This is a genomic window from Paenibacillus sp. MER TA 81-3 (assembly GCF_023713585.1).
In the GTDB taxonomy this organism is placed as follows: domain Bacteria; phylum Bacillota; class Bacilli; order Paenibacillales; family Paenibacillaceae; genus Paenibacillus_B; species Paenibacillus_B profundus.
Map to the genome: position 1 here is coordinate 84,849 of NZ_JAMAWB010000018.1, position 21,751 is coordinate 106,599.

The window sequence follows — 21,751 nt, forward strand, 5'->3', positions numbered from 1 at the left end:
ACCTCTAATGGAGAGAGGGCTTGCTCGGATGAACAACGCCCTCTTCACATAAGCTTGTCGTCTATCTATTTCTCAGACGTTCTACTTCTTGCTTCATTACTTCGGAATATTTCTCCGGCGTGGTACGTCCCGCCAAGAGCTCTGTACCTTGCTTGCACAATACATCCCACATTCCACTCGGCAAAAAGACGCGGTCGAAGTAAGGGAATACACGAACATCTTTGTATTGCTCATAGAAAGGAGAGAATTCGTGCTGCGCTTCAACGCCGTTGAGTCCCGGAGGAAGCATCGTGACGTTGGCGATTTTGCTCATGTTCTCTGGCTTGGCAAAGAATGCGAGGAACTTCTTCGCTTGCTCCATTTTTTCGGAGTCTTTCCATATCCCCATCGTAAAGCGCTCGCCGCCTGAGAAGCTTGGCTCGTCGCCAGCAACCAGCGCAGGCACAGGCATGTAGCCGATTTTCATGTCTTTATTGATTTTGCGCACTTCTTCCGCAAAACTTGGGTTAACCATAACGAATGCTACTTTTCCCTCCGCAAACTGACGGGAAGCATCGCTGTATTTTGCAGTGATGACATCTTTGTTGATGTAGCCTTTTTCGTGCATTTCTTGAAACTTCTCAGGCAGTGGCGTCCACTTCGTCCAATTGAACGTTCCGTCCAGAAGCGCATCTTTCTCATTGTTCTCCGGGCTGATGAGCAGCGGTGTCGCCATCAGATCGAAGTATTGGCCGATCGTCCAATCGTCGATGCCGGAGAAGTGGAACGGAACCGTCTCGCCGTTCGTTTCTTTCACAATCTTATCGGCTGCCGCCATCAATTCGTCAAATGTCTTTGGAACCGGGATATTCAATTTTTCAAGCAGATCGGCATTGTAGGTGAACCCGTCTTTCGCTTCGCTCAACACGAGTGCGTATACTTTGCCATCTTTGTCAGTGACAACATCTTTGATGGTGTCCGTTAATTGAGGAACCCACGCTTCATCACGCAAATCCGCCAAGTAATTGCCATAGCGCACCTGCGCCCACCCATGTGTATCGAAGACGTCCGGCATTTCGTTCGCTGCCATCTTTACTTTCAAGATGTTATCATGCTCAGAGCCCGGGAACTGCAGGTCGACGTCGATATCTGGATTTTCTTGCTTGAACGCCTCCACGATATCTTTGTACACTCTTTGAACAACCGGATCATTCACACTGCTGTCGACCGTTATTCTTGACGCGGCCGAACTACTTTTCTTCGTTTGATCGGTATCTATCTTCGTATCTCCCGATCTGCTGGAACATCCAGCTAGCAGCAGAACTGCTGCCAATGCTACGGTTACCCCTTTAATGAATCGCGTTTTCATTGGTTTGGACCTCCTAGTTGTAAGCGTTGTCACCATTTTATCAAGCTATTCACATGCAAGATACGACCTAATCTACGATGAAAGCGCTCTTTTTTAATCTGTGCGGCAATTGAGTTAAAACATAAAAAACGCATTCGTCAGGGACGAATGCGTTTTGGCCTACTTTTATCCTGATCATTTTCTGAAACGACCAGGACGAATCACATCCTGCTCATAGCGATACTTCTGAAAGGCAACGTAGGTTAATGTCAAGCAGACGATAAATGCGAGCATGAACGTCCACTGCATTGGCAGCGAATCATTCTGCAATGGTCCTAACGCAGGTTCTTCCTTCGACTTGCCGAACAATTGGCTTAACAGCACATCTCCATACTTATTCAGCGTTTGATTCACTTCTGCCGTTCGAATCTCACCTTGCACGCCCCGCTGAACGAGCTGAACGATGGACTCCATTATTTCTATCGACTGTGGATTGCGTTGAATGATGGCGGCCGCTCTTATCCGGTCTATATGCTCCAGCCATTGGTTTGCCCTGATCTGCCAATCTTCTTTTCGTTCCGCTTGCATAAGACGACTCATATCATCACGCAGCACCTGCTCATACTGCAGCCACATTGCTTGCTTTGGATGGGTTAACGCATCCGTAGCCAGGCGCAGGCGCGCCGTTACGTGCATTAGCTTCGGTTCATTGATTTCAACGGCGGGCAGGGCTCGCTTCACCTGCACAATCGCATCGCTCAAAGCTCGTACACCCTCAACACCCGTCACACCCGTGAACGAAGTCTCTGTCATCAACTTACCTATCTCTGTCACTTTGTGCTGTGCCTTTTCCCACTCTCCGGCGACGACAAAACGGTATAGTTCCTCCGCTTGTTTGTCCAACATACGCCAATTCGCGCCAGGCCCTGTATCCAGCTTTTCGCCGGTCAACGCCACAGCTGCAGGTGCATAAGCAAACAAGCATAATCCGAAAATTCCGAACATGACGATGAGCGCACGCATGTACATCCCTCCCTCATCATCGTATGGGGAGATGTCCACATTTAGAACAAGCATCTCTCGTTCTACTTCATATGTAAGCTAGCACTTCTACCTCTCGCTTGACGCATCGTTACCCAAGCGAGCAAGACGCTCATTCCGGTCAATATGAACGTGAACAGGCAGACGGCAAGTATATCATCCTGTAAAGTGCTCGGCAGCCAAGGGTAGATTCCCGCGCTATAATCCACCGTGTCATTGAGCCATGTCCAACAAGCCGCAATCGTCAGACTTGCACTACCGTAGCTGAATAAGCGCACATACAACAGCGCTTCAACGGCCATGGCCAAATGAGAGCCGATAAGCATCCAGTCCTGCCACATCATCGGCGACCCTTTATAGGCTCCCGCGACAATCATCGCACATGCCCATACCCCATATTTTATCGAGGTGACAACGGCAAGCGCTTCGATTATATTTTTCACGACCGTTCCCCATGTGGAACGCGGACGCGGACAGATCAGCAACATCCCGATGCTGATGGTAAAAAACAAGCTTGCTGTCGGGCTATCCGGCACGAAGACGATTTGCCAGAACGGATGATGCTCCCACGTATAGAGGAGTTGACTTTTGTACCAATAATACCCGTAAATCGTTCCCAGCAGGTTGCACCAGAACAGCAATCCCAGCACCCAGCGGCGCGATAAAAAGCTGCGGCTTATTAACGAAAGCGGCTTCATGCATTCCCTTCTTTCCCACATGCAATCGTATAGCGGCAATGTTCACTCGCCTTTTCATGTACTGCATGTAATTTTTCAACAAGATCAGAAATGGTTCACGATCAGAAATAGAACCTGACCGCTCATGCAGTCAGGTTTCTCTTTCATCCTTATTTTACTGTGCTGCTTTCTGTTTCGCAAGCCAATCCGCGATATGCTCGATATCTTCGTCATTAAGACCTTGTGCCTTGGCGCTATCCACCATTGGCGGCATGTTTCCTTTACCGTTCTTAATGACGTCCAAGACTTGGTCTTTATTCATCGTATCCCCGATACCTAGCAAGGCAGGACCAGAAGCACCTTTCATATCAGTGGCGTGACATGCAAGACAACCGGCCTTTTTCATGTTGGCGAAGGCAGGATCGTCTTTATCGACGATCGCAATTGATTTGTTCGGCTTCGGCTGACCGGCTGGCTTGCCAGCCAGTGCCGCTTCACGAGCTTTCTCTTCCCGTTCGATATGCTCTGGTGTAATGTTCAGTTCTGCAATCTCATGCTTGTAGCCATCCCACGCGGTCTTGGTCAGATAGACGCAAGAGAGCAAAGAAAGAATCATTAACGATGATGCGATCGGTCGGCGGTAGAAGCGGCGCTCCTTGCCCGTATCCAAGAATGGAGCGAGCAGCAATCCCCCGAATGCTAAGCCTGGAATCAAAACCGTACCAATGACGACGTAGCTTCCCGCTGCGTACGGATACTTCAGAAATTGATACAGGAACAAGAAATACCAGTCCGGAATCGGTACGAATCCGGTATTGTTAGGGTTCGCCGGATAGCCGAGCGGTGCCGGTTCGGATATAGTCAGTACGAAGATCGCGACTAACGCGACGCAGCCGACCATCCATTCTTTCAACAGAAAGTTCGGAATGAACGCCTCTGACTTGCCCGGATAGGATGAATAATCCAACGGCGTAATATCATTCACTTTCTGTTTGACGCGAGAGTCTCCCACATATACAACTTTTTCATCTTTTGATTTTCCGTGTGCCATCTCGATTCCTCCTCTCTTATAGCGGTCCCGAAATGCCTTGGCGGCGAATCATAAAGAAGTGAGCGCCCAACAAGGCCAGCAGAGCCCCCGGCAAGAAGAAGACGTGAATCGCAAAGAAACGAGTCAACGTTTGCGCGCCGACAACCGTACCGCCCTGCAGCAGTTCTTTCAAATACGGTCCGATGTAAGGAACAGTATCCGCAATCTCCATACTGACTTTCGTAGCAAAGTAACCTTTGTTGTCCCAAGGCAACAAATACCCTGTGAACCCAAGACCAAGCATGACGAAGAAAATCAACATGCCTACAACCCAGTTCATTTCACGGGGAGCCTTATATGAACCGGTGAAAAATACCCGTAGCGTATGTAAGAGCATCATAACGATAACTAGACTGGCTCCCCAATGGTGCATGCCGCGAACAATCTGGCCGAAGGCCACTTTCGTTTGCAAATATTCGACGCTGTAATACGCATTCACGATGTCCGGCACATAATACATTGTCAAGAACATTCCAGACAAAATCTGAATAACGGTAATAAAGAACGTCAAACCGCCGAAACAGTACACGAATGCGGAAAAATGATGCGCGGGGTTTACGTGCTCCGGCACTTCATGATCCGCCACGTCGCGCCACATCGGCGTGATATCCAGACGTTCGTCAATCCAGCTGTACACTCCTTTAAACATCTGTTATTACGCCTCCTTGTTACTGCACATGTTGGTTCGGTATGATGTCACCTAAGTATACAAAGCCGTTTTCCACTTTGACTTTGTATTCGTCGAGCGGTGCACGAGCAACAGCGAGTTGTTTGCCTTCTCTCGTATAGTGCGCGCCGTGGCACGGGCAGAAGTACTGGTCCTTGAACTTCGCATTGTTGTTCCAGTCCACCGTACAGCCCAAGTGCTTACATATCGGAGATAGCGCAAAGATGTTGCCTTGCTGATCTTTGCTGACCCAGGCGACAAGCGTCGGCTTGCTCTCATACCAGCCGTCAATCTGTGTAATTTCGAAACTAAATTCTTGCGGTTCATTCGTAACTTTGTTCGCTTCCACTACTTTGATGTATTTACCTTCTGTCTTTTTCTGTAGAAGTGGATCGACGGCAAACCGAACCATCGGAATCGCAGGACCGACGAACATGAATGCGCTTGCGCCACCCAATGTGTAAGTAAGAAATTGTCGACGCGACATTTCTTTGCCCGGCTTTTGAGGTGTTTGCTCATTATTGTGCGGTTTACTCATATACTGTCTTACCCCCTTTACCCAACCGTTCTGGCAAGTTGCTATGACGATAATCACATTCTAACTAGGACATCACTATAATATCCCAGCCCCATGAAAGCGTCAAGAATTTACCAGTCGAATTGCCTTGACATACACATTTTACCTCATGAATTGTTTATATTTTGTCACAATTATACAACGGTTTGTGATTGAAACCACATCTTTTGTATGCGTTTATTCATTTCCTGTTTGACTAAAGTTAATTCCTGCCATGGCAATTCCATCGGAGTGAACACCTCATCCGTTGTCTCCAGCATGTCCTTCGTTATACGTACGTCAGCCGAAATTATGACAATATACGCAAATCCACGCTCACGCAGCCGGGAGCAAACGCCATTTATTAATGAAATATCTTGCTGCTCCAGCTGCTTGTCCATTACGAAGTGATACGCAGGATAGGTCACCATACGACCGCGAAACGGAATCTCCACCCCGTCCAGCCAGTCCCGCAATCTTTCAAGACGTTCGGCTGCTTCAACAGGCGACTCCTCTCCTGTAAGCCCGGTAATCGGCAATACACACGTATCGAGATAAGGCTCCCATTCCTTCCACTGCTCCAATGTCAATTCACTAAACTTCATGCTGTCCCCCCCGTTTTCCTGTATCTTCCTCTCCATTATACAATGTTATACAAAAAAATGAAGAATCGCGGTGAGCGTTTCTTCATCGGGGTATTACCTCAACGTCTTCAATTCATCCGTTAACGTCCGGAACGTCGTTTCATCTCCAGAAGCCAGCGCTTTGTCAATTTCCTCATATATGCGTTCCGTACGATGTTTACGTATAGCTTCGTCCCAGATCATCTCAGCGGTCAAGCTGAGCATTGCTTCATACGTTACTTTCATTTTATCCATAGGATTCAACCTCCAACCTGCACGATTAAGAGATCCTATATTCCTTTCCTTTCACCACATAGCTTTCCGTTGTTCTCTTCATGCGTTGCAAATCTTCTTCTGTCAGCTCGCGTATGACTCTAGCTGGTGAACCGAGAGAAAGAGTATAGGCCGGTATCTTTTTATTTTCAGTGACGACAGAACCTGCTCCTACTAAAGCATATTCACCGATCTCGGCACCGTTCAATACAATCGCCCCCATGCCGATCAATGTGCCATTGCCTACCGTACAGCCATGAATGATTGCCCCATGTCCGACGGAGACCCCGTCTTGAACGATTAAAGGTTGATTCGTATTGACGTGACCGATGACGCCGTCTTGTATGTTGACGCGATTTCCAATTACAATCGGAGCCAAGTCCCCACGCAGTACAGCATTGTACCACACAGTCGATTCCGACCCAACCGACACGTCACCGATAATTTTAGCGCCTTCCGCCACGAAGACTGTCTGTTCGATGCTTGGCAAGATGCCCTTATAAGGTATGTACACCATTATCCCCTCCGAATTGACCTTATTTCCATTGTTAAATGGGCGTTTAATCCCACTTTCAACCGGAAAATTTTGGTCTCATCGTATCAACGGGCACGTGGCTTGTCAACGCTTAGCTGAATTTTATCCTCGTATGCAATATACACGCCGTCAATAATATGCTGGCCTTTCTTCGTAATTTGCACCACTTGTCCTTGCACGACATCTTCACCTAGCCGAATCAACCCCAGATGCAGCATCATCATAATGATCCGTTGCCTGAAGATTGCCGTTGGCGTATCGTAGTAAAAAGGCCTGACATACGGCAGCAATGTTGCTTCCAAAGACTCAATCGTAGTCCATCGCATCGTACACAGCTGAATCCAATGAACGAGCGACAATAAATTCGGTATTGCATTTTTGTAAAGCTTAAGCCAGAACCGATACAGTGACGCAGATGGTTCAGTGCCGGCCTGCGCCAATCGCTCTTCTCCCGACTGTGAACAACGCAGTCGGCCATCCCATTCCTCAAGCCAGCCTTGAAAGAAGGCGTAGTCATAGATTAAGGATAACCGATTCGGATAATCATGAAACCTCCGACCGTAGCCGAATCTCCATTCTCCTTTGGGCACGGTAGATTCATGAATGGCGAATGTCTCAAGAAGCTGCTGCTGCATCTTTTTGTACATGACGCCTTCGGCATTCAACTGGATGTTCTCATTGCGGACGAATGTGAGCAATTGCACGATGTCATCGCCCATTCGCCCATCCTCATCCCTATAGGCTTGAGGCTCGGCAGTAACGATCAATCTGGTGGCGAATGACTGCTGCAGCACGTCTTTGAATCTTCGCTTCAAGTCAGTAGGAACTTGAAACAGATACTTTGTCTGCTGACTGCATCCGTTAAACAACCAACCGCTATGCTTAAATTTCGAGATCGTATCACGCGGGTGCGTCTCCTTCTGCAGAAGAGGAGCTTCTTCATTTCGCTCCGTATCAAATTTGGTCTGCTGTACGCGCGCAACGAGCTCCTCCAAGCTGAATGAGGAACGCTTATCGAATAAAATCGAATTGAGAAAGCGCAGCTCCTCGAGCGTCATATCCATGACATGCTGCTCGAATACGTCCTTCCTTCCTAAGACGGTCAGAATGGATTGGATGAGCTCATGCTTGGAATTTTCATTACATACGCAGCCGTAACGCTTAGCAATCCGAGTTAACTGAGTAATGTCCGCGTAACTGAGCATATCCGCCAAATTCATGCAATTCCTCCGTTCCCATCAGACTTTGCGCTTGGCCGTATCCTCGATGTACATTAACCATTATTGGAAAAAGTTCAGCATTTATTCAGTTTCTGAAAATAAAATAAGCCCGGTTCGTCGTGAACCGGACTTAACTTGCCGAGAAACCAACATCAAGTGAAAAGGAAACAGGGATGGTATGGATATCCGCTATCGTCGCTGTTGAATCCAATTCATTGGAACGACACCTGCGTGTCTTCCCCATTGAATTGTACATCATCCACATAGAACGTTCCGGTAACGTCACGCTCCCCTGGCGCTGCAAACACGAGCATTCTTCTCGTATCCACGAGTTTCCCTTTCTCTTCAGGAGAGAACACCCATTCGAGCTTGCTCCACTCATCACCACTTGTATGAAACGATTTCTCGATCATTCCCGCAGCCGTTTCGAATTTGATTAGCAATTCCGTCGTTCCGCTCACAAAAGCTGACCATGAATCCGCTTGTGAAAAATGGTTCTCCTGTTTGAAATCAGCCGCAAAATAAGCCCATTCCGTTGTTTTGTTATATCCCACCTTCAGCGCTCCCAACCCGGTATGGGTTGTATCAAACACCGGGGATAACGTGTATGCGCCATCGCCCCCATCGAACCAGTTCGAATGTATGCGGTTGCCTTCAAAATCGTCGATGACGGTCGTGCCGTTCTCAGTGAGCCCGACTCGTTTCAGGCCAGCCTGCACATATTTATTTTTGTTCATCAAATCCCATACCAAGCCTGTGCGATAATTCTCAATCATCAATAAAGTAATTCCTTTGTCTATACCGATGACATCCTCAGCGAACCAGCCTTCCTCACGGATATCGAGATTGAAGGAATCCTTCAACCCGTAGGGGCCGATTAATTCGGGAAAAGAATAATAATGCCGTAAAGCGTCCATGACGTCATCTGGGGCAAATACGATCGATCCGAGCGCTCCGGCGGTAGGAATCGTTCCGTCGATGCGGTGCTGATCATTGTCGTAGCCCGAAGGGGCAGAGCCATACCGTCCCACATACCCATCCGGTCCGTCCGCTGCCGTCATCCCCCATGCGTTCGGTCCGAACGTTTTGTATTGATCCGAATTGAGGATGCTGAATTGCCGTGCTGTCTTCGTCGCTATAACCGAATTATGCCACCAATCCACGCCTTCCCGATCGGCTTTGTTTCTTACATCAAACCAAGCGTAAGAAAACTGATGTGTAAAAATGGAACCGAACCACGAGTGAATAAATTCCGGGTATCCTCCGTACGACCCATATTGCCGCACAAAATCATAGAACATATCGGAATTGACGCGATGCTCTGGATTCGGAGCAGCTACGCCCAAAAAGTAAAGCATGAATTGTTCGGCATAGAAATCCCAATGTCCGCTAAATCCGTCACCCGCATCTTCTGGCGAATATCCCATATAGAATTGGTTCGTGTCAGAATCCCGGTACCATCCCCAATTGACCTTGTCATACAACTGTTCCGCCATGACTTTAATTTCCCCGCCGAAATATTCTCCAGCGGAGAGCGCTCCGCTGACGGCGATAGCGGTATCGATTATAGATACTTCAACATTACCGTATCGTTTGGCCGTATTCATATCAAGAAAGTGATAGAAAAAGCCTTCGATCTGCTCGGCTTTATGTAATAGCGTGTTCAGCGTGCCCTTAACTCTCTCTTTCCCTTCTTCTTCCGTAATCCAGCCTCTCTCCACCCCGATCACAATCGCGCTCAGACCAAAGCCTACCGAAGCGACACTGCTCATTTTGTCATCGTTCGGCGCCCGATCTCGAATGAGCCCATAGCCTGGGCTGTCTGGATTCGTGTTCACCATTTCCCAGAAAAAATCGAATGATTTGCGGCTTTCATAATCCAAGAGCTCTTCATCGGGCATTTTTGCAAAATCCGTCTCTGCAGCAAATGCGGCAGGCGGCGGAACTGACGTAAACACCATCGTAGCGAGCACTAATAAAATGAATACCGCCTTCTTCGACTTGCTTCTTCTCTGATGAACCATCTTCTTCACAACAAACTCTCCTTTCTACCGTTGATTGTCCTCTACCCTGCCGATTTCATCTGGATGTTCCCCACCCAGCTATAATCGATATGAATTCTATCCCGAAGCGGTTATTTCATCCTATTCATACCTGCTCACATAAGAGCTGCCCATCATCAAGGAGTGCTCTCTCCCCCCAATCGCAATTGCTTTCGATCTTGGTCAGCAATTGCCTTGCTCACCTCCCCCATCGATTCAACGACGCGACCCTTTTTGCCTGTATAGGATCAGAGGGGTCCCAGTCATGTAGGATTAGACGCACAACTTCATTCGAAACGTTTCAATTTTGTGCAAAATAAAAGCAGCCCGCATCACGATAGTGAAAACGAACTGCCTGAGGTTAGAGCTTCCGCTGTAAAGTGAATGCATCCGATAACTGCATATGCTTCGTGCAGTTATATAATAGCGGATGCCATCCTTCACCCGTACGCTCAAGTATGGAATAAGATAAATTAGCGATATGACCTGGCAGCTTATCTCCGAATATCGCAATAAAGAGTTGAGCCAACCAACTGCCATGGGTAACAAGCAATATGTTCTTGCCTTCATGCTGCTTCGCAATCGATTCAAGCGCTTGTGCGGCACGCAGTCTCAACGACTCGTCAAGTTCCTGACCAAGGTCCATTTGACGCCAGTCCGCCCCCCACCGACTCTCCCGTTCCTCAGGCGTCGTTCCTTCGACTAGCCCGTAAGCCCGTTCCCGCAAGCCTGTCTCAGGCTTGAGCAATGGGATATGCAACGCGTCAGCAATAATGCGAGCCGTCTCTTCCGCACGCCCGAGACCGCTTGAGATGATGACGTCGAACGAGTGCGTCTCCGCGATTAATCGTTCTGACAGCAGCCTGGCTTGCTCGCGTCCAGTTGCATTGAGCGGAATATCCGTCTGCCCTTGTATTTTCCCTTGTGCATTCCAATCGGTTAATCCGTGACGCACTAATCCGATGATTTGACTCATATCTTCTCCTCTATATTCAGTTCTACGTTATTGGCGCACACGCGTCAACCAATTTAACAATAATAACGCAAACGTGACCCCGAACAAAGACAACGCGATCCAATAGTTAGGTATCGTAGGCACGACATGCAATATCATAGGATCGCTGACACTGGCCACAGGCAGTTCTATACTCATTGTCGACCAGGAGGACTGCTCACTACCGGCAAGCACCGTCGGAATCAGTCCGCTCATTTCTTCCATATTCGACTGTCCATTACGAATCAAAAGAACAACGAGGGCGCATAGGAAGATAGCCATACAAAAAGAAATTATCCCTGCCAGCATATTACGCGAACGCAGGGATAAAATTTGCGAGCGGCGATGAACCGGCATTAGCCAATCCTGCTCCTTATAGATGCGGTCCATTACGCTGCTCATCTGGAATCCAGCCGCGGGATTAGCCGGGTATTCCATGTCCGCTTCTTCTTCCACCCAATGTTCGCTTGCAGCCCACACTGCAAATTGTTCCGCACATGCCTCGCATTCGCTCAAATGCTTGTCGATAGCTTGACGTTGCGGATCGTCTGCAGGCATATCGGAGTAAACCGATAACCACTCGAGCGCTTCCGCACATTTCATTTTTAGTTCATCCCTTCAACACCCGGCTCTGCTATGTAAGCCTCCAACTGAGTCTTTACGCTGGCTCGAGCACGGAATAGCAACGATTTAACTGAACTTACCGTCTGCCCCAGCACCTGGGCAATTTCCTGATAGTCCAATTGGTCGTACTCACGAAGAATAAGGGCTGAACGCTGTTTCTCCGGCAAGCGGTTAATCGCTTCACGAACCAAGGTTACCTTCTCATTGCGAAGCAGCGCATATTCCGGCGCTACCTCCTTCGGTGCTTCCGGAACGATGCTATGGTCTTCATCCAATGATACTTGAATGCTTCGCTGCTTACGGAGCTCACTCAGCACCGTATTGCGTGCAATCGTATATAACCAAGTCGAAAAGGATGCATCCGCCTCACGGAACGTATGCAGACTTCGATACGCTTTATAGAACGTCTCAGCACATAAATCTTCAGCGAGCAATTCCAACTGGGAACTTTTCAACATATGAAAAATGAATGATAGCAATTTGCGCTGATAACGATTCATCAATTCCGCGAATTGTTCGACATCTCCGTCTTTAATGTCGCGGATGATTTGGGAATCGGTCATGGACTCAAGTTCCTCCTTGCTTTCCATATCCTTCCCGATGCGCTACTGAAAGGTTATACTCTTGAAGTCTTAAAAAGTTGCGGATCGGAGTTCAATAATCGGAGTCATACGAAGACCCCCGTTCACCTTACTATGGGTATGTAATATGTAAAACAAACATGTTACACAACCTTATCAGATATAGTCGTATTTTATCATAATAAAGTCGAAATATGATTAAAATTTTTTAAGAAATGCATATTAACAAAAAAAAGACCACTCCCAGAGGGAGTGGTTGCACATAGTGCAATTCTATTGGATAGGAGTGGAGAGAAACCATACTGTACTGTTATTATATTGTATCCGTTTTCATTTAGTCAATAGGTTTCGTAAAATATTTTCTTAATTTCACAAATTTTTCCGCTAGACGTAAATTGTGAATCCTTTGGAAGTCAGAAGCTCATTGGCACGATCTGCGTCGCTCTGATGGCGAAAAGACAATCGGAGCACTCCGGGAACGTCTTCACGGCTCTCAATAATTTGTAAATTGCTCAAGTTGATGAGGTGATTACCAAGCTCCGACGCTATCTTTCCTATAATCCCCGGATGGTCCGGTACGTCCATATAGAGATCGTACAGCGCGTGAATAACCCCTTTGCGGCGCTCCGGCATCCGGCTTCTGAATTCCCCCGCTTCCGCGAATTGCTGCATAATCCCTTCTCCGTCACGACGCTGTAATAAATCAATAAAGCGCTCCGTGCCCGCTTTCCAGTCCTGAAGTAAATGGAGAAGAATATCCCTGTTATTTAACAAAATGTCCCGCCAAATGACCGGATCGCTCGAAGCGATGCGGGTGATGTCGCGGAATCCTCCGGCTGCCAACAGCTCGTGCAGCTCATTCGATTCGTTATAGCGTCTGACTTGATTGACTAGGGCAACGGCGACGAGATGCGGCAAGTGGCTAATCGCTCCCACCACTTCGTCGTGCTCATCCGGATTCATGCGGATGATGTGCGCTTTCGTGTAGCGAAGCAGCGACACAAGACGGCTGTATACATCCTCATCGACGTCCTGATCCGGTGTCAGCACGTAGAATGCATTCTCGAACAGCAAGGTCGAGGCCGCTTCCACCCCAGAACGTTCTGAACCAGCCATCGGATGCCCTCCGATAAAGTGGATATCATGCCAGCCAAGCGAACGCGCGCAGCGTGCGACCGAATCTTTCGTGCTGCCGACGTCGGTCACGATGCAACCCGGCTTCAAATCCAGTTCACGCAATTGGCCGAGCATTGACTCCAACATCCCGACCGGTGAGCAGACAAATATATAGTCCGCTTCATGGACGGCTTCCTTCAGGGATGTCGTAGCTTCATCGACCACGCCCCGCTTTATATATTTCTCTGTAGAGGCGGGATTGGGCGAGTAGCCGACGACATGCAGTCCCGGCTTGTTCTTAAAACAAAGGGCGAGGGAGCCACCAATAAGCCCCACGCCCAAAATCGTTATCTTGGTTCTCATGATGTCACCTTATATTCTGCTAACGCTGATTCCAATGCTTGTATCATTGCTTCGTTCTGCTCCTGGCTTCCGACTGTAATGCGCAAGTGATTCGGGTATTTCTTATGTCCTGCGCGCGTTATAATGCCGCGACGAAGGAGTGCGTCGAACATGTCAACGGCAGGTCTGCCGACATCGACCATGATGAAGTTGCCGTGAGCCGGAAAGCTTGTAAGCTGAAGCCGCTCAAGTTGCTGCTCGATATATTTGATGCCAGCTGCATTCTTCTCCCGGCAATCTGCGATAAAGGCTTGATCCTGTACCGCAGCAAGGGCTGCCGCTTGAGCATAGCGCGTCGTGTTGAATGGCTCGCGCACTTGATTAATCAAGTGGATAACGTCCGGATGACCAACCCCATAGCCGATTCGAAGAGAAGCCAACCCATAAATTTTGGAGAACGTGCGCAATGAAATGACGTTGTTGTATTGCGAAATCAGCTTCAAGCTGTCCGGAAAGGAGTCATCCATAACGTATTCGCAATATGCCTCGTCTAACACGACAAGCACATGGCCAGGCACCTGTTCCATGAAGCGATCCAGCTCTGCTTGCGATATGATCGTGCCCGTCGGATTGTTCGGATTGCAAATCCAGACAATCTTCGTCCGTTCATTGACGGCGGCGAGCATCGCTTCCAGATCGTGCGTTCCGTCACGCAGCGGGATTTCAACCGTAACCGCGCCTTCAATATCTGCATTGTGCTTATATTGCGGGAAGGTCTGATCCGCTATAATATGCTCGTCCCCCGGAACGAGGAACGCCCGGCAGATCATAAGAATGATCTCGTCTGAACCCGCACCGAATATAACTTGATTTGGCTGAACATCCAAATACTTCGCTACAGCTTCCGTTACAGCTACCGCCGCGCCGTCCGGATAGAGGCTCGTATTCTCGATTTCTTGCTGAATCGCTTGCTTAGCCTTGTCAGAGCACCCGAATGGATTCTCATTAGACGCGAGCTTAATAATGCGTTCCAAGCCCAGCTCGCGCTTGACTGCTTCAATTGATTTCCCCGGCTGGTACACAGGGAGATGAACAATACTGCGTTTCGGTTGCATCCGGTAACCACCTTTCTAACCTATGGAAATTGTTGCACAAAGTGAGTCTTGCATCCACCCTTGAAGAACATCTGCTTCCGATATAGTTTTCTGCGAACGCCTGTACCCCTCAATGCTGAAATGTTAACTTTTTGTACACAAAGTTAATGCTTTAATTGTCGCACAAAATTACAAATTTGCAAGATCCCTTCCGCGGCAGTTTCCGGATTGGTTAATAACGGCAGCGACTCTTCAATGCGGCGCACGATAGCGCTGCCGACGATGACCCCATCGCAAAATGAGGAGAAGCGGCGCACATGCTCTGGCTTCGAAATACCGAACCCGATGGCAAGCGGCAAGGAGGTCGTCTGCCGAACTTGTTGAATGAAAGCTTCCACTTGGTCGTCGAACGATTCCCGTGCCCCTGTGACGCCGAGTGAGGATACGCAATAAATGAATCCGCGCCCTTGCTCTGTAATGCGGCCGATACGCTCTGACGATGTCGGAGCGACTAGCGAGACGAGATGGATGCCGTATTTGTCCCCTGCAATGCGAACCAGCTCGCTTTCTTCAAAAGGCAAGTCAGGGATAATGACTCCGCTTAATTGAGCCTCCGCCGCAGCTTGAAAGAACTTCTCGACGCCAAGCTGCATCACCGGATTATAATATGTGAACAGCACGTAAGGAATTTGCGCCCCCCGTACACGCGCTTGCTTGGCAATGCGGAATCCGTCTTCCAGCGTCACTCCGTTCGTTAATGCCCGCGCCGATGCCCGTTCGATAACAGGACCGTCAGCCAGGGGATCGGAATATGGAATGCCGAGCTCAATAATATCCGCGCCCGCTTCTTCCATGCGAAGCAGCAATTCGAGAGTAATGTCGCAGCTCGGGTCTCCTAACGTGAAAAAGGGCATCAAGGCCGCCTTCTTCTCTTCCCGCAAACGCGAGAAGGTTGCATCCAACCGGTTGCTCTGATTCGTCAATGTTTCATTCATGCCAAATCCCCTCCCAACGTTTCCATAATCGTATTCACATCTTTATCTCCGCGCCCGGATAAGCAAATGATGATAATCTCATCTGGCTGCATCACCGGAGCTACTTTAATCGCCTGCGCCACCGCATGAGAGGATTCAAGCGCTGGAATAATTCCTTCGGTACGGCTCAACAGCTGCAGCGCGTGCAGCGCCTCATCGTCGGTAATCGGCACATATGTTGCCCGCTCCGTATATTTGAGATAGGAGTGCTCCGGCCCGACGCCTGGATAGTCTAGTCCAGCCGATATGGAATGTGCTGGTTGCACCTGTCCGTGCTCATCCTGGAGCAAATAGCTTAACGTTCCTTGGAATACTCCCGGAGTACCTAGTGTCATCGTTGCCGCATGCAGCGGGGTATCAATTCCTTTCCCTGCTGCCTCGACTCCCATTAGGCGGACGGATTCGTCCTGAATGAACGGGTAGAAAATCCCCATTGCGTTGCTCCCGCCGCCCACAGCGGCAATAATTAAGTCAGGCAACCGCTCTTCACGCTCCACGATTTGCCGGCGCGTCTCGTCGCCGATTATGCGCTGAAAATCACGGACCATCATCGGATACGGATGCGGACCGGCGACGGTACCGAGAATGTAGAACGTATCCGTCACGTTGCTGACCCAATATCTCATCGTCTCACTGCACGCATCCTTCAACGTTCTCGTTCCGGACAGCACAGGAACGACTTCCGCTCCGAGCAGTTGCATCCGGAAGACGTTCAACCGTTGGCGCTTCATATCCTCTTCACCCATGAACACCTTGCACTCCATACCGAGCAGCGCGGCAACCGTTGCCGTCGCGACACCGTGCTGTCCGGCACCCGTCTCGGCGATGACCTTCTTCTTGCCCATACGTTTGGCGAGCAGCGCTTGGCCGATTGTATTGTTGATTTTGTGCGCACCCGTATGGTTGAGATCCTCACGCTTCAAATATATTTTTGCTCCACCCAAAGATTGGGATAATCGTTCAGCATAATACAATGATGTTGGACGACCGGAATACTCCGTTAACAGCTTGATCAACTCGGCTTGAAAATCCGGTTCTTGTGAATATTTCTGATACGCTTCCTCCAATTCCAGCAAAGCGGTCATTAACGTTTCCGGAACGAATCTGCCGCCAAAAGGTCCGAATCGCCCTTTCGCATCCGGAAGCACTGTTGTCGTTGAATTAGTTGTCATATTAGATCACCCTTTCAATAAATGAGGCTACTTTATCGATATCTTTCGTTCCATTTGTCTCCACGCCGCTAGATACATCGACACCTTGCAGCTGATGCTGCGCAAGCAAACTTGCTATATTATCAGGCCCTAGTCCACCTGCAACGTACAATGGAATGCCGCAGTTCCGCAACAGCTCTCCATACGATGGAATGACGTTCCAATCGAACGTTTTGCCTGAGCCGCCGCCTTGAGCGGGATGATGGGTGTCAAGCAGTATTACGTCTATGAACGGGACTGGACGGTTCACGTCCGCACCCGGCATGAACGGTTCCTTCCCGTCCTGCTCCGCATGCGTACCCGAACATACCGGTACGGTCAACCACACGTCGACATCATAGTGGGTTTTCACCCACTCTGGAAGCGAAGGGTCGTGTTCCGCATTGAATTGGACGGCATTGAGCGGAGCCGCGTCCAGCACTTCTTGCAACGCTAGTCGCGTCGGCTGCGCGAATACGCCTACTGTGTCGGGAACATATTCCCCTTCCGCTTCCAACGTCTTCAGCCACTGATTCACCTCTAGCGGTGACACCTGTCTGCGGCTCGGTGCGAACACGAAGCCGATGTGGTCCGGTCCACACCTTGCCACACGACGTGTTAGGTCTAGTGTCGTTAATCCGCATATTTTAGCTTTCACGGTACGCGCTCCTATTTCCGCTCTGTCTTCTGGATATGCTATGGTCATTGAACTAATCCCCTATTTCACATGGCATGACTCAGTTGATAGTGCGCTCATAATATGTTCAACCGCTTCTTTCACATCGTCCTGTCTCATAAAGTGCTCCCCAATGAGCGCTGCGTTCACATTCATTTGCTCCAAGCGGCCCATATGTTCCGGTAAATGTATTCCGCTCTCGCTTACTATGGCACAATGTGCAGGCACGAATTCCCGCAAGCGTTCAGTCTGGGCCAAATCGGTAACAAACGTATGCAGGTTACGGTTATTGATGCCGATTAGGGTCACATTGTCCATCGTTGCTACCCGGCTTAATTCTGCCTCGTCATGAACCTCAATCAATACGTCCAGCCCAAGCGCCCTTGCGCTGCGATTCAGATGTAATAATTGTCCATCGTTTAAGATTGCGGCGATCAGCAGTACCGCATCCGCGCCTATCAGCCTGGCTTCCAACACTTGCAGCTCATCGATAATAAATTCCTTGCGCAGTATCGGGAGATTCGTCAGAGTCCGGACCTCCTTCAATATTTCATTTCCGCCTTGGAAGTAGTCTCGATCCGTAAGCACGGAAAGCGCATCGGCGCCGGCAGCTTCGTAGCCTCGGACGATATCTGCGGGAACGAAGCGTTCTCGAATCAGTCCCTTTGAGGGCGATGCCTTCTTGACCTCAGCGATAAGACCAACCGTTCGCTTCTTATTTACGGTCAACGCCTCCGTTAATGAACGGCATGCAGGCATCTCTGCTATCTCCCGCTCAGCTTCCTGAACATTCAGCTTCGTCTTAAGCTCCTGCACCTCATCTTCTTTCGTTCGTACAATTTGTTCAAGAAACATGGCTCAGTCCTCCTGTCGCTTCAATCCACTGCTCTAACTTGTGATATGCGTTCCCGCTATCTATCGATTTCGCTGCAATCTGTACGCCTTCCGCGATGGAGTCCGCTTGGCCAGCCACGTAAATGCATGCGCCGGCATTGGCAAGCACAATATCGCGATGCGGTCCAAATTCACCTTTTAATATCGCTGTAATGAGATGCGCGTTCGTGACGGCATCGCCCCCGAGCACACTCGCGAGCGGCTGCGTCGACAATCCGAGCTGCTCCGGAGTAATGTCGTATGTCAGCAGCTCTCCATTTTTCAATTCGCTGATCCGTGTCGGAGCAGAGAGACTGATTTCATCCAATCCGTCTTCACTCGCGACGACGAGCGCCCGCTTCAGGCCCAATTCCCGCAGCACGGCGGCGATTGTTTCTGTTCTGCAACGGTCATAAATGCCTAATACTTGCCGATCCGCGCCAGCTGGATTCGTCAGCGGGCCCAGCATATTGAATACGGTCCGCACACCCAATTCACGGCGCGGGCCCGCAGCATGCTTCATCGCCGGATGGAACACCTGCGCGAACATGAAGCAAATGCCAATTCGCTCCAAGCACTCAGCCGCTTGTTCGCTTGTAAGCTGGATGTTCACGCCCAGCGCTTCCAGAACATCCGCACTGCCCGACCGGCTCGAGGCTGAACGGTTGCCGTGCTTCGCGACACGAACAGAGGCGGAGGAAGCAATGATGGCCGATATCGTAGAGATGTTCAGCTTATGGATGCCGGAACCGCCGGTTCCGCACGTATCCAATAGCCGGTCCTGCGTCGTCACAACCTGGTGAGCCCGGCTGCGCATCGCTTCGGCAAAGCCGACGATTTCCTCGACCGTCTCCCCTTTCAACCGCATGCTCGCCAATAAAGCGCCGATTTGCGCAGAAGTCGCTTTGCCGTCCATGACGTCCAACATCACCTCGCGGGCCTCGGTCCGGTTCAGATGACCCCCGGTGAGCACTTGAGCCAGCGCATCTTTTACATGAATGCTGTGCTGTGTTGCTGTCGTGGTCATTGGATTCCTCTCCCCTCTGTCACGGGTACTCGTTCACAACCCGCCTCCACGTAATAATCCCAGTTCACCGGAAGCGGTACTGGCTCTTCTTCTGCTTGAGACGTCTGAGCCGTCTGAGAAGCCGTCGAGACCGCCGCTCCGAACATCTCCTCGGCAGTCTGAATCGCCAACAGCAAGGCCTTCGCTTTGTTGACTGTTTCTTCGTATTCCTTCTCTGCGATTGAATCCCATACGATGCCGGCGCCTGCCTGCACGTATGCCTTACCCTGCTTGAAAATAATGGTCCGAATCGTAATGCACGTGTCCATATTCCCATTGAAGCCCAAATATCCAATGGCCCCTGCATAAGCCCCGCGAGCTTCCTGCTCCAGCTCGGCAATAATCTCCATGGCACGCAGCTTCGGTGCGCCAGACACCGTTCCCGCGGGAAGACAGGACAAGAATGCATCGAAGAAATCTTTGTCCTTCCGCAGCGTTCCCGATACGTTCGAGACAATGTGCATCACATGGGAGTAACGTTCGATGCCCATATAGGAATCGCAGTGTACGGAACCGAACTCACATACTCGGCCCAGATCATTGCGCCCGAGATCGACGAGCATGACATGCTCGGCTCTCTCTTTCTCATCGCGCAGCAGTTCTTCTTCCAATGCGGTATCATGTTCAGTCGTCAGACCACGCGGGCGCGTTCCTGCAATCGGTCTCGTCTCAACACGCTCGCCGTTAACCCGGACTAACGCTTCCGGCGATGTTCCCACTAGCGTCTCATCTTCCATCTTCATTACATACATGTATGGTGACGGGTTCGACATCCGCAGCACCCGGTACACATCAAGCGGGTGAACCGTCGTCTGCCGTTCAAAGCGCTGCGACAGCACGACTTGAAAAATGTCGCCGGAACGGATATATTCCTTCGCCCGCTCCACTTTGTTCATAAATGATGCTTTTGTTTCATTGGAGTGAGTGACGGATAATTCACTGTTGCTCCCTTGCACCGAGCAGCACACACCCGGCACATCATATTCAAACGGAGCCGTCAGCTTATGCTGCAAGCGCCGCAATTTCTCTCCTGCGGCAATATATCGTTGGCGAATGTCGTCATCGCTATCTTCCGGTGAGATATGAATGTTGACGATGAACTGCATTTGCTGCTTCACATGATCGAAGACGACCAGTTGGTCACAGAACATGAACTGGATGTCGTTCATCAACAGATCATCACGTTCATGGCGCGGCAGCCGTTCATACTGTTGCACCAAATCATATCCGAAAAATCCGATTGCGCCTCCCGTAAGCGGAGGAAGACCCGGCACGACTGGACTGCGATATTTACGCAGCAGCTTCTTGATTGCTTCAAGCGGACGATCCTGAACTTCGGTAACTTGCCCCTGCTCCACCATTCGCAAGCATCCGTTCTTCCCTTGAAGGAGAAGGAAAGGGTCGGTTCCGATGAAGGAATAGCGGGCCCATTTGACGCCACCTTCAACACTTTCTAATAAAAATGCATACGGTTCTTGCTCGAGCCGCTGAAATAATCTGATGGGGGTTTCGGTATCGGCCATCATCGTCTCAGACACTGGAATTACGTTATAATATTGCGACGATTGAATGACTTCGTTCACATGGGGAAACATCGCTTTCCACTCCTTTCAACTCCGTCGATAACTTGCTTAGCGGATGGAGAATCAGAGCGATAACCAACAGGTATGTCAAATAAAACATGCTTATGCGACAAAAAGACCTCTACGCAACGTAGAGGCCTGTTGGTTTACGATGAAATTGTGGATGAGTGAAAATATAGTATAGGGATATGTCTGCTTAGAAATGGCCATGTACACTTATCTTCAATAAATAAGCGCAGTGGTCACTACAATGACGATAACGAAAATACGCGTCACCTAAACACGACATGTAATTGCTTCTCAACTCGGCTCATCTCAATCTCAAACTCAACTCTGCTCAACTCTGCTGTCTTCACTATACTTGTAAACAGAGGCAGCGTCAACTAATTTTCTTTTCAATCCGTGTCAGCACCCGGTGTCTGGATTCTGGATCGACTCCATGTGTAGGCTTCGATCAGAAGACGGCACAGGCAACTTGAATCTGGTATGCCTGCCATTATCATCGGGCGCTTTATGCCATGCGATAT

At 49.6% G+C, this 21,751-nt stretch carries 22 protein-coding genes; all 22 read right to left on the minus strand.

The window, feature by feature from the left end; genetic code table 11:
• Positions 1-61: 61 nt before the first annotated feature.
• The 22 genes from M3650_RS22730 to trpE all read right to left on the minus strand — a co-directional run bounded on the left by M3650_RS22730 (position 62) and on the right by trpE (position 21,236).
• Positions 62-1,348 (minus strand): ABC transporter substrate-binding protein, encoded by a 1,287-nt coding sequence (locus M3650_RS22730; RefSeq protein ID WP_251578061.1) that lies wholly within the window; start codon positions 1,346-1,348, stop codon positions 62-64.
• A gap of 174 nt (positions 1,349-1,522) precedes the next feature.
• On the minus strand, positions 1,523-2,350 hold the full coding sequence (locus tag M3650_RS22735) for a sporulation protein YpjB (protein ID WP_251578063.1): 828 nt from the start codon (positions 2,348-2,350) through the stop codon (positions 1,523-1,525).
• Between the two features lie 62 nt (positions 2,351-2,412).
• Positions 2,413-3,066, minus strand: coding sequence for a DUF1405 domain-containing protein (locus tag M3650_RS22740; protein WP_251578065.1), 654 nt, complete (start codon positions 3,064-3,066; stop codon positions 2,413-2,415).
• 154 nt (positions 3,067-3,220) lie between these two features.
• Positions 3,221-4,096 (minus strand): menaquinol-cytochrome c reductase cytochrome b/c subunit, encoded by an 876-nt coding sequence (locus tag M3650_RS22745; RefSeq protein ID WP_233696488.1) that lies wholly within the window; start codon positions 4,094-4,096, stop codon positions 3,221-3,223.
• Between the two features lie 16 nt (positions 4,097-4,112).
• Positions 4,113-4,784 carry a menaquinol-cytochrome c reductase cytochrome b subunit gene (gene qcrB / locus M3650_RS22750; RefSeq protein ID WP_019421860.1) on the minus strand — a complete coding sequence of 224 codons (672 nt, stop codon included), beginning with the start codon at positions 4,782-4,784 and terminating at the stop codon, positions 4,113-4,115.
• Between the two features lie 19 nt (positions 4,785-4,803).
• Positions 4,804-5,340 carry a Rieske (2Fe-2S) protein gene (locus tag M3650_RS22755; RefSeq protein WP_019421859.1) on the minus strand — a complete coding sequence of 179 codons (537 nt, stop codon included), beginning with the start codon at positions 5,338-5,340 and terminating at the stop codon, positions 4,804-4,806.
• Between the two features lie 173 nt (positions 5,341-5,513).
• Complete coding sequence (locus M3650_RS22760; protein ID WP_251578067.1) at positions 5,514-5,963, minus strand: DUF2487 family protein; 450 nt, start codon at positions 5,961-5,963, stop codon at positions 5,514-5,516.
• A gap of 93 nt (positions 5,964-6,056) precedes the next feature.
• On the minus strand, positions 6,057-6,236 hold the full coding sequence (locus tag M3650_RS22765; RefSeq protein ID WP_019421857.1) for an IDEAL domain-containing protein: 180 nt from the start codon (positions 6,234-6,236) through the stop codon (positions 6,057-6,059).
• Between the two features lie 25 nt (positions 6,237-6,261).
• Complete coding sequence (locus M3650_RS22770) at positions 6,262-6,768, minus strand: gamma carbonic anhydrase family protein (protein ID WP_026011104.1); 507 nt, start codon at positions 6,766-6,768, stop codon at positions 6,262-6,264.
• A gap of 86 nt (positions 6,769-6,854) precedes the next feature.
• The gene (locus tag M3650_RS22775; protein WP_251578069.1) at positions 6,855-8,009 is read right to left on the minus strand and encodes a hypothetical protein; all 1,155 of its coding nucleotides are present in this window, start codon (positions 8,007-8,009) and stop codon (positions 6,855-6,857) included.
• Between the two features lie 212 nt (positions 8,010-8,221).
• Entirely contained in the window at positions 8,222-10,033 is a 1,812-nt protein-coding gene (locus M3650_RS22780; protein ID WP_251578149.1) for a glucoamylase family protein, read from the minus strand.
• Between the two features lie 379 nt (positions 10,034-10,412).
• Entirely contained in the window at positions 10,413-11,027 is a 615-nt protein-coding gene (locus tag M3650_RS22785; protein ID WP_251578071.1) for a histidine phosphatase family protein, read from the minus strand.
• Positions 11,028-11,054: 27 nt separating this feature from the next.
• A complete protein-coding gene (locus tag M3650_RS22790; RefSeq protein WP_251578073.1) occupies positions 11,055-11,648 on the minus strand; it encodes an anti-sigma factor family protein in 594 nt (197 codons plus the stop codon).
• Between the two features lie 2 nt (positions 11,649-11,650).
• Entirely contained in the window at positions 11,651-12,232 is a 582-nt protein-coding gene (locus M3650_RS22795; protein WP_019421851.1) for an RNA polymerase sigma factor, read from the minus strand.
• A 402-nt stretch (positions 12,233-12,634) separates the two neighbouring features.
• Positions 12,635-13,729, minus strand: a complete 1,095-nt coding sequence (locus M3650_RS22800; protein ID WP_251578075.1) for a prephenate dehydrogenase — start codon at positions 13,727-13,729, stop codon at positions 12,635-12,637.
• Positions 13,726-14,823, minus strand: a complete 1,098-nt coding sequence (gene hisC / locus M3650_RS22805) for a histidinol-phosphate transaminase (protein WP_251578077.1) — start codon at positions 14,821-14,823, stop codon at positions 13,726-13,728. Before hisC ends, M3650_RS22800 begins: the two co-directional genes overlap by 4 nt.
• A 143-nt stretch (positions 14,824-14,966) precedes the next feature.
• Complete coding sequence (gene trpA / locus M3650_RS22810) at positions 14,967-15,797, minus strand: tryptophan synthase subunit alpha (RefSeq protein ID WP_251578079.1); 831 nt, start codon at positions 15,795-15,797, stop codon at positions 14,967-14,969.
• Positions 15,794-17,008 carry a tryptophan synthase subunit beta gene (gene trpB, locus M3650_RS22815; RefSeq protein ID WP_251578081.1) on the minus strand — a complete coding sequence of 405 codons (1,215 nt, stop codon included), beginning with the start codon at positions 17,006-17,008 and terminating at the stop codon, positions 15,794-15,796. The genes trpA and trpB overlap by 4 nt, the downstream gene beginning before the upstream one ends.
• Before the next feature lies 1 nt (position 17,009).
• Positions 17,010-17,732 carry a phosphoribosylanthranilate isomerase gene (locus M3650_RS22820; protein ID WP_251578083.1) on the minus strand — a complete coding sequence of 241 codons (723 nt, stop codon included), beginning with the start codon at positions 17,730-17,732 and terminating at the stop codon, positions 17,010-17,012.
• 12 nt (positions 17,733-17,744) lie between these two features.
• Positions 17,745-18,557 (minus strand): indole-3-glycerol phosphate synthase TrpC, encoded by an 813-nt coding sequence (gene trpC / locus M3650_RS22825; RefSeq protein ID WP_251578085.1) that lies wholly within the window; start codon positions 18,555-18,557, stop codon positions 17,745-17,747.
• Positions 18,547-19,602: an anthranilate phosphoribosyltransferase gene (gene trpD, locus M3650_RS22830; protein WP_251578087.1), complete on the minus strand. Its 1,056-nt coding sequence runs from the start codon at positions 19,600-19,602 to the stop codon at positions 18,547-18,549. The genes trpC and trpD overlap by 11 nt, the downstream gene beginning before the upstream one ends.
• Complete coding sequence (gene trpE / locus M3650_RS22835; RefSeq protein ID WP_251578089.1) at positions 19,599-21,236, minus strand: anthranilate synthase component I; 1,638 nt, start codon at positions 21,234-21,236, stop codon at positions 19,599-19,601. The genes trpD and trpE overlap by 4 nt, the downstream gene beginning before the upstream one ends.
• Positions 21,237-21,751: the final 515 nt, after the last annotated feature.

Bases quoted from the DNA above. Each gene is read 5' to 3' on its own strand.
- trpD (WP_251578087.1), bottom strand. From the start codon at position 19,602: ATGACCACGACAGCAACACAGCACAGCATTCATGTAAAAGATGCGCTG.
- M3650_RS22745 (WP_233696488.1), bottom strand. From the start codon at position 4,096: ATGGCACACGGAAAATCAAAAGATGAAAAAGTTGTATATGTGGGAGAC.
- hisC (WP_251578077.1), bottom strand. From the start codon at position 14,823: ATGCAACCGAAACGCAGTATTGTTCATCTCCCTGTGTACCAGCCGGGG.
- M3650_RS22785 (WP_251578071.1), bottom strand. From the start codon at position 11,027: ATGAGTCAAATCATCGGATTAGTGCGTCACGGATTAACCGATTGGAAT.
- M3650_RS22780 (WP_251578149.1), bottom strand. From the start codon at position 10,033: ATGGTTCATCAGAGAAGAAGCAAGTCGAAGAAGGCGGTATTCATTTTA.
- M3650_RS22820 (WP_251578083.1), bottom strand. From the start codon at position 17,732: ATGACCATAGCATATCCAGAAGACAGAGCGGAAATAGGAGCGCGTACC.
- trpE (WP_251578089.1), bottom strand. From the start codon at position 21,236: ATGTTTCCCCATGTGAACGAAGTCATTCAATCGTCGCAATATTATAAC.
- trpA (WP_251578079.1), bottom strand. From the start codon at position 15,797: ATGAATGAAACATTGACGAATCAGAGCAACCGGTTGGATGCAACCTTC.
- M3650_RS22740 (WP_251578065.1), bottom strand. From the start codon at position 3,066: ATGAAGCCGCTTTCGTTAATAAGCCGCAGCTTTTTATCGCGCCGCTGG.
- trpC (WP_251578085.1), bottom strand. From the start codon at position 18,557: ATGTTTCTTGAACAAATTGTACGAACGAAAGAAGATGAGGTGCAGGAG.
- M3650_RS22760 (WP_251578067.1), bottom strand. From the start codon at position 5,963: ATGAAGTTTAGTGAATTGACATTGGAGCAGTGGAAGGAATGGGAGCCT.
- M3650_RS22730 (WP_251578061.1), bottom strand. From the start codon at position 1,348: ATGAAAACGCGATTCATTAAAGGGGTAACCGTAGCATTGGCAGCAGTT.
- M3650_RS22755 (WP_019421859.1), bottom strand. From the start codon at position 5,340: ATGAGTAAACCGCACAATAATGAGCAAACACCTCAAAAGCCGGGCAAA.
- M3650_RS22800 (WP_251578075.1), bottom strand. From the start codon at position 13,729: ATGAGAACCAAGATAACGATTTTGGGCGTGGGGCTTATTGGTGGCTCC.
- M3650_RS22790 (WP_251578073.1), bottom strand. From the start codon at position 11,648: ATGAAATGTGCGGAAGCGCTCGAGTGGTTATCGGTTTACTCCGATATG.
- M3650_RS22775 (WP_251578069.1), bottom strand. From the start codon at position 8,009: ATGAATTTGGCGGATATGCTCAGTTACGCGGACATTACTCAGTTAACT.
- M3650_RS22795 (WP_019421851.1), bottom strand. From the start codon at position 12,232: ATGACCGATTCCCAAATCATCCGCGACATTAAAGACGGAGATGTCGAA.
- trpB (WP_251578081.1), bottom strand. From the start codon at position 17,008: ATGACAACTAATTCAACGACAACAGTGCTTCCGGATGCGAAAGGGCGA.
- M3650_RS22735 (WP_251578063.1), bottom strand. From the start codon at position 2,350: ATGCGTGCGCTCATCGTCATGTTCGGAATTTTCGGATTATGCTTGTTT.
- M3650_RS22765 (WP_019421857.1), bottom strand. From the start codon at position 6,236: ATGGATAAAATGAAAGTAACGTATGAAGCAATGCTCAGCTTGACCGCT.
- qcrB (WP_019421860.1), bottom strand. From the start codon at position 4,784: ATGTTTAAAGGAGTGTACAGCTGGATTGACGAACGTCTGGATATCACG.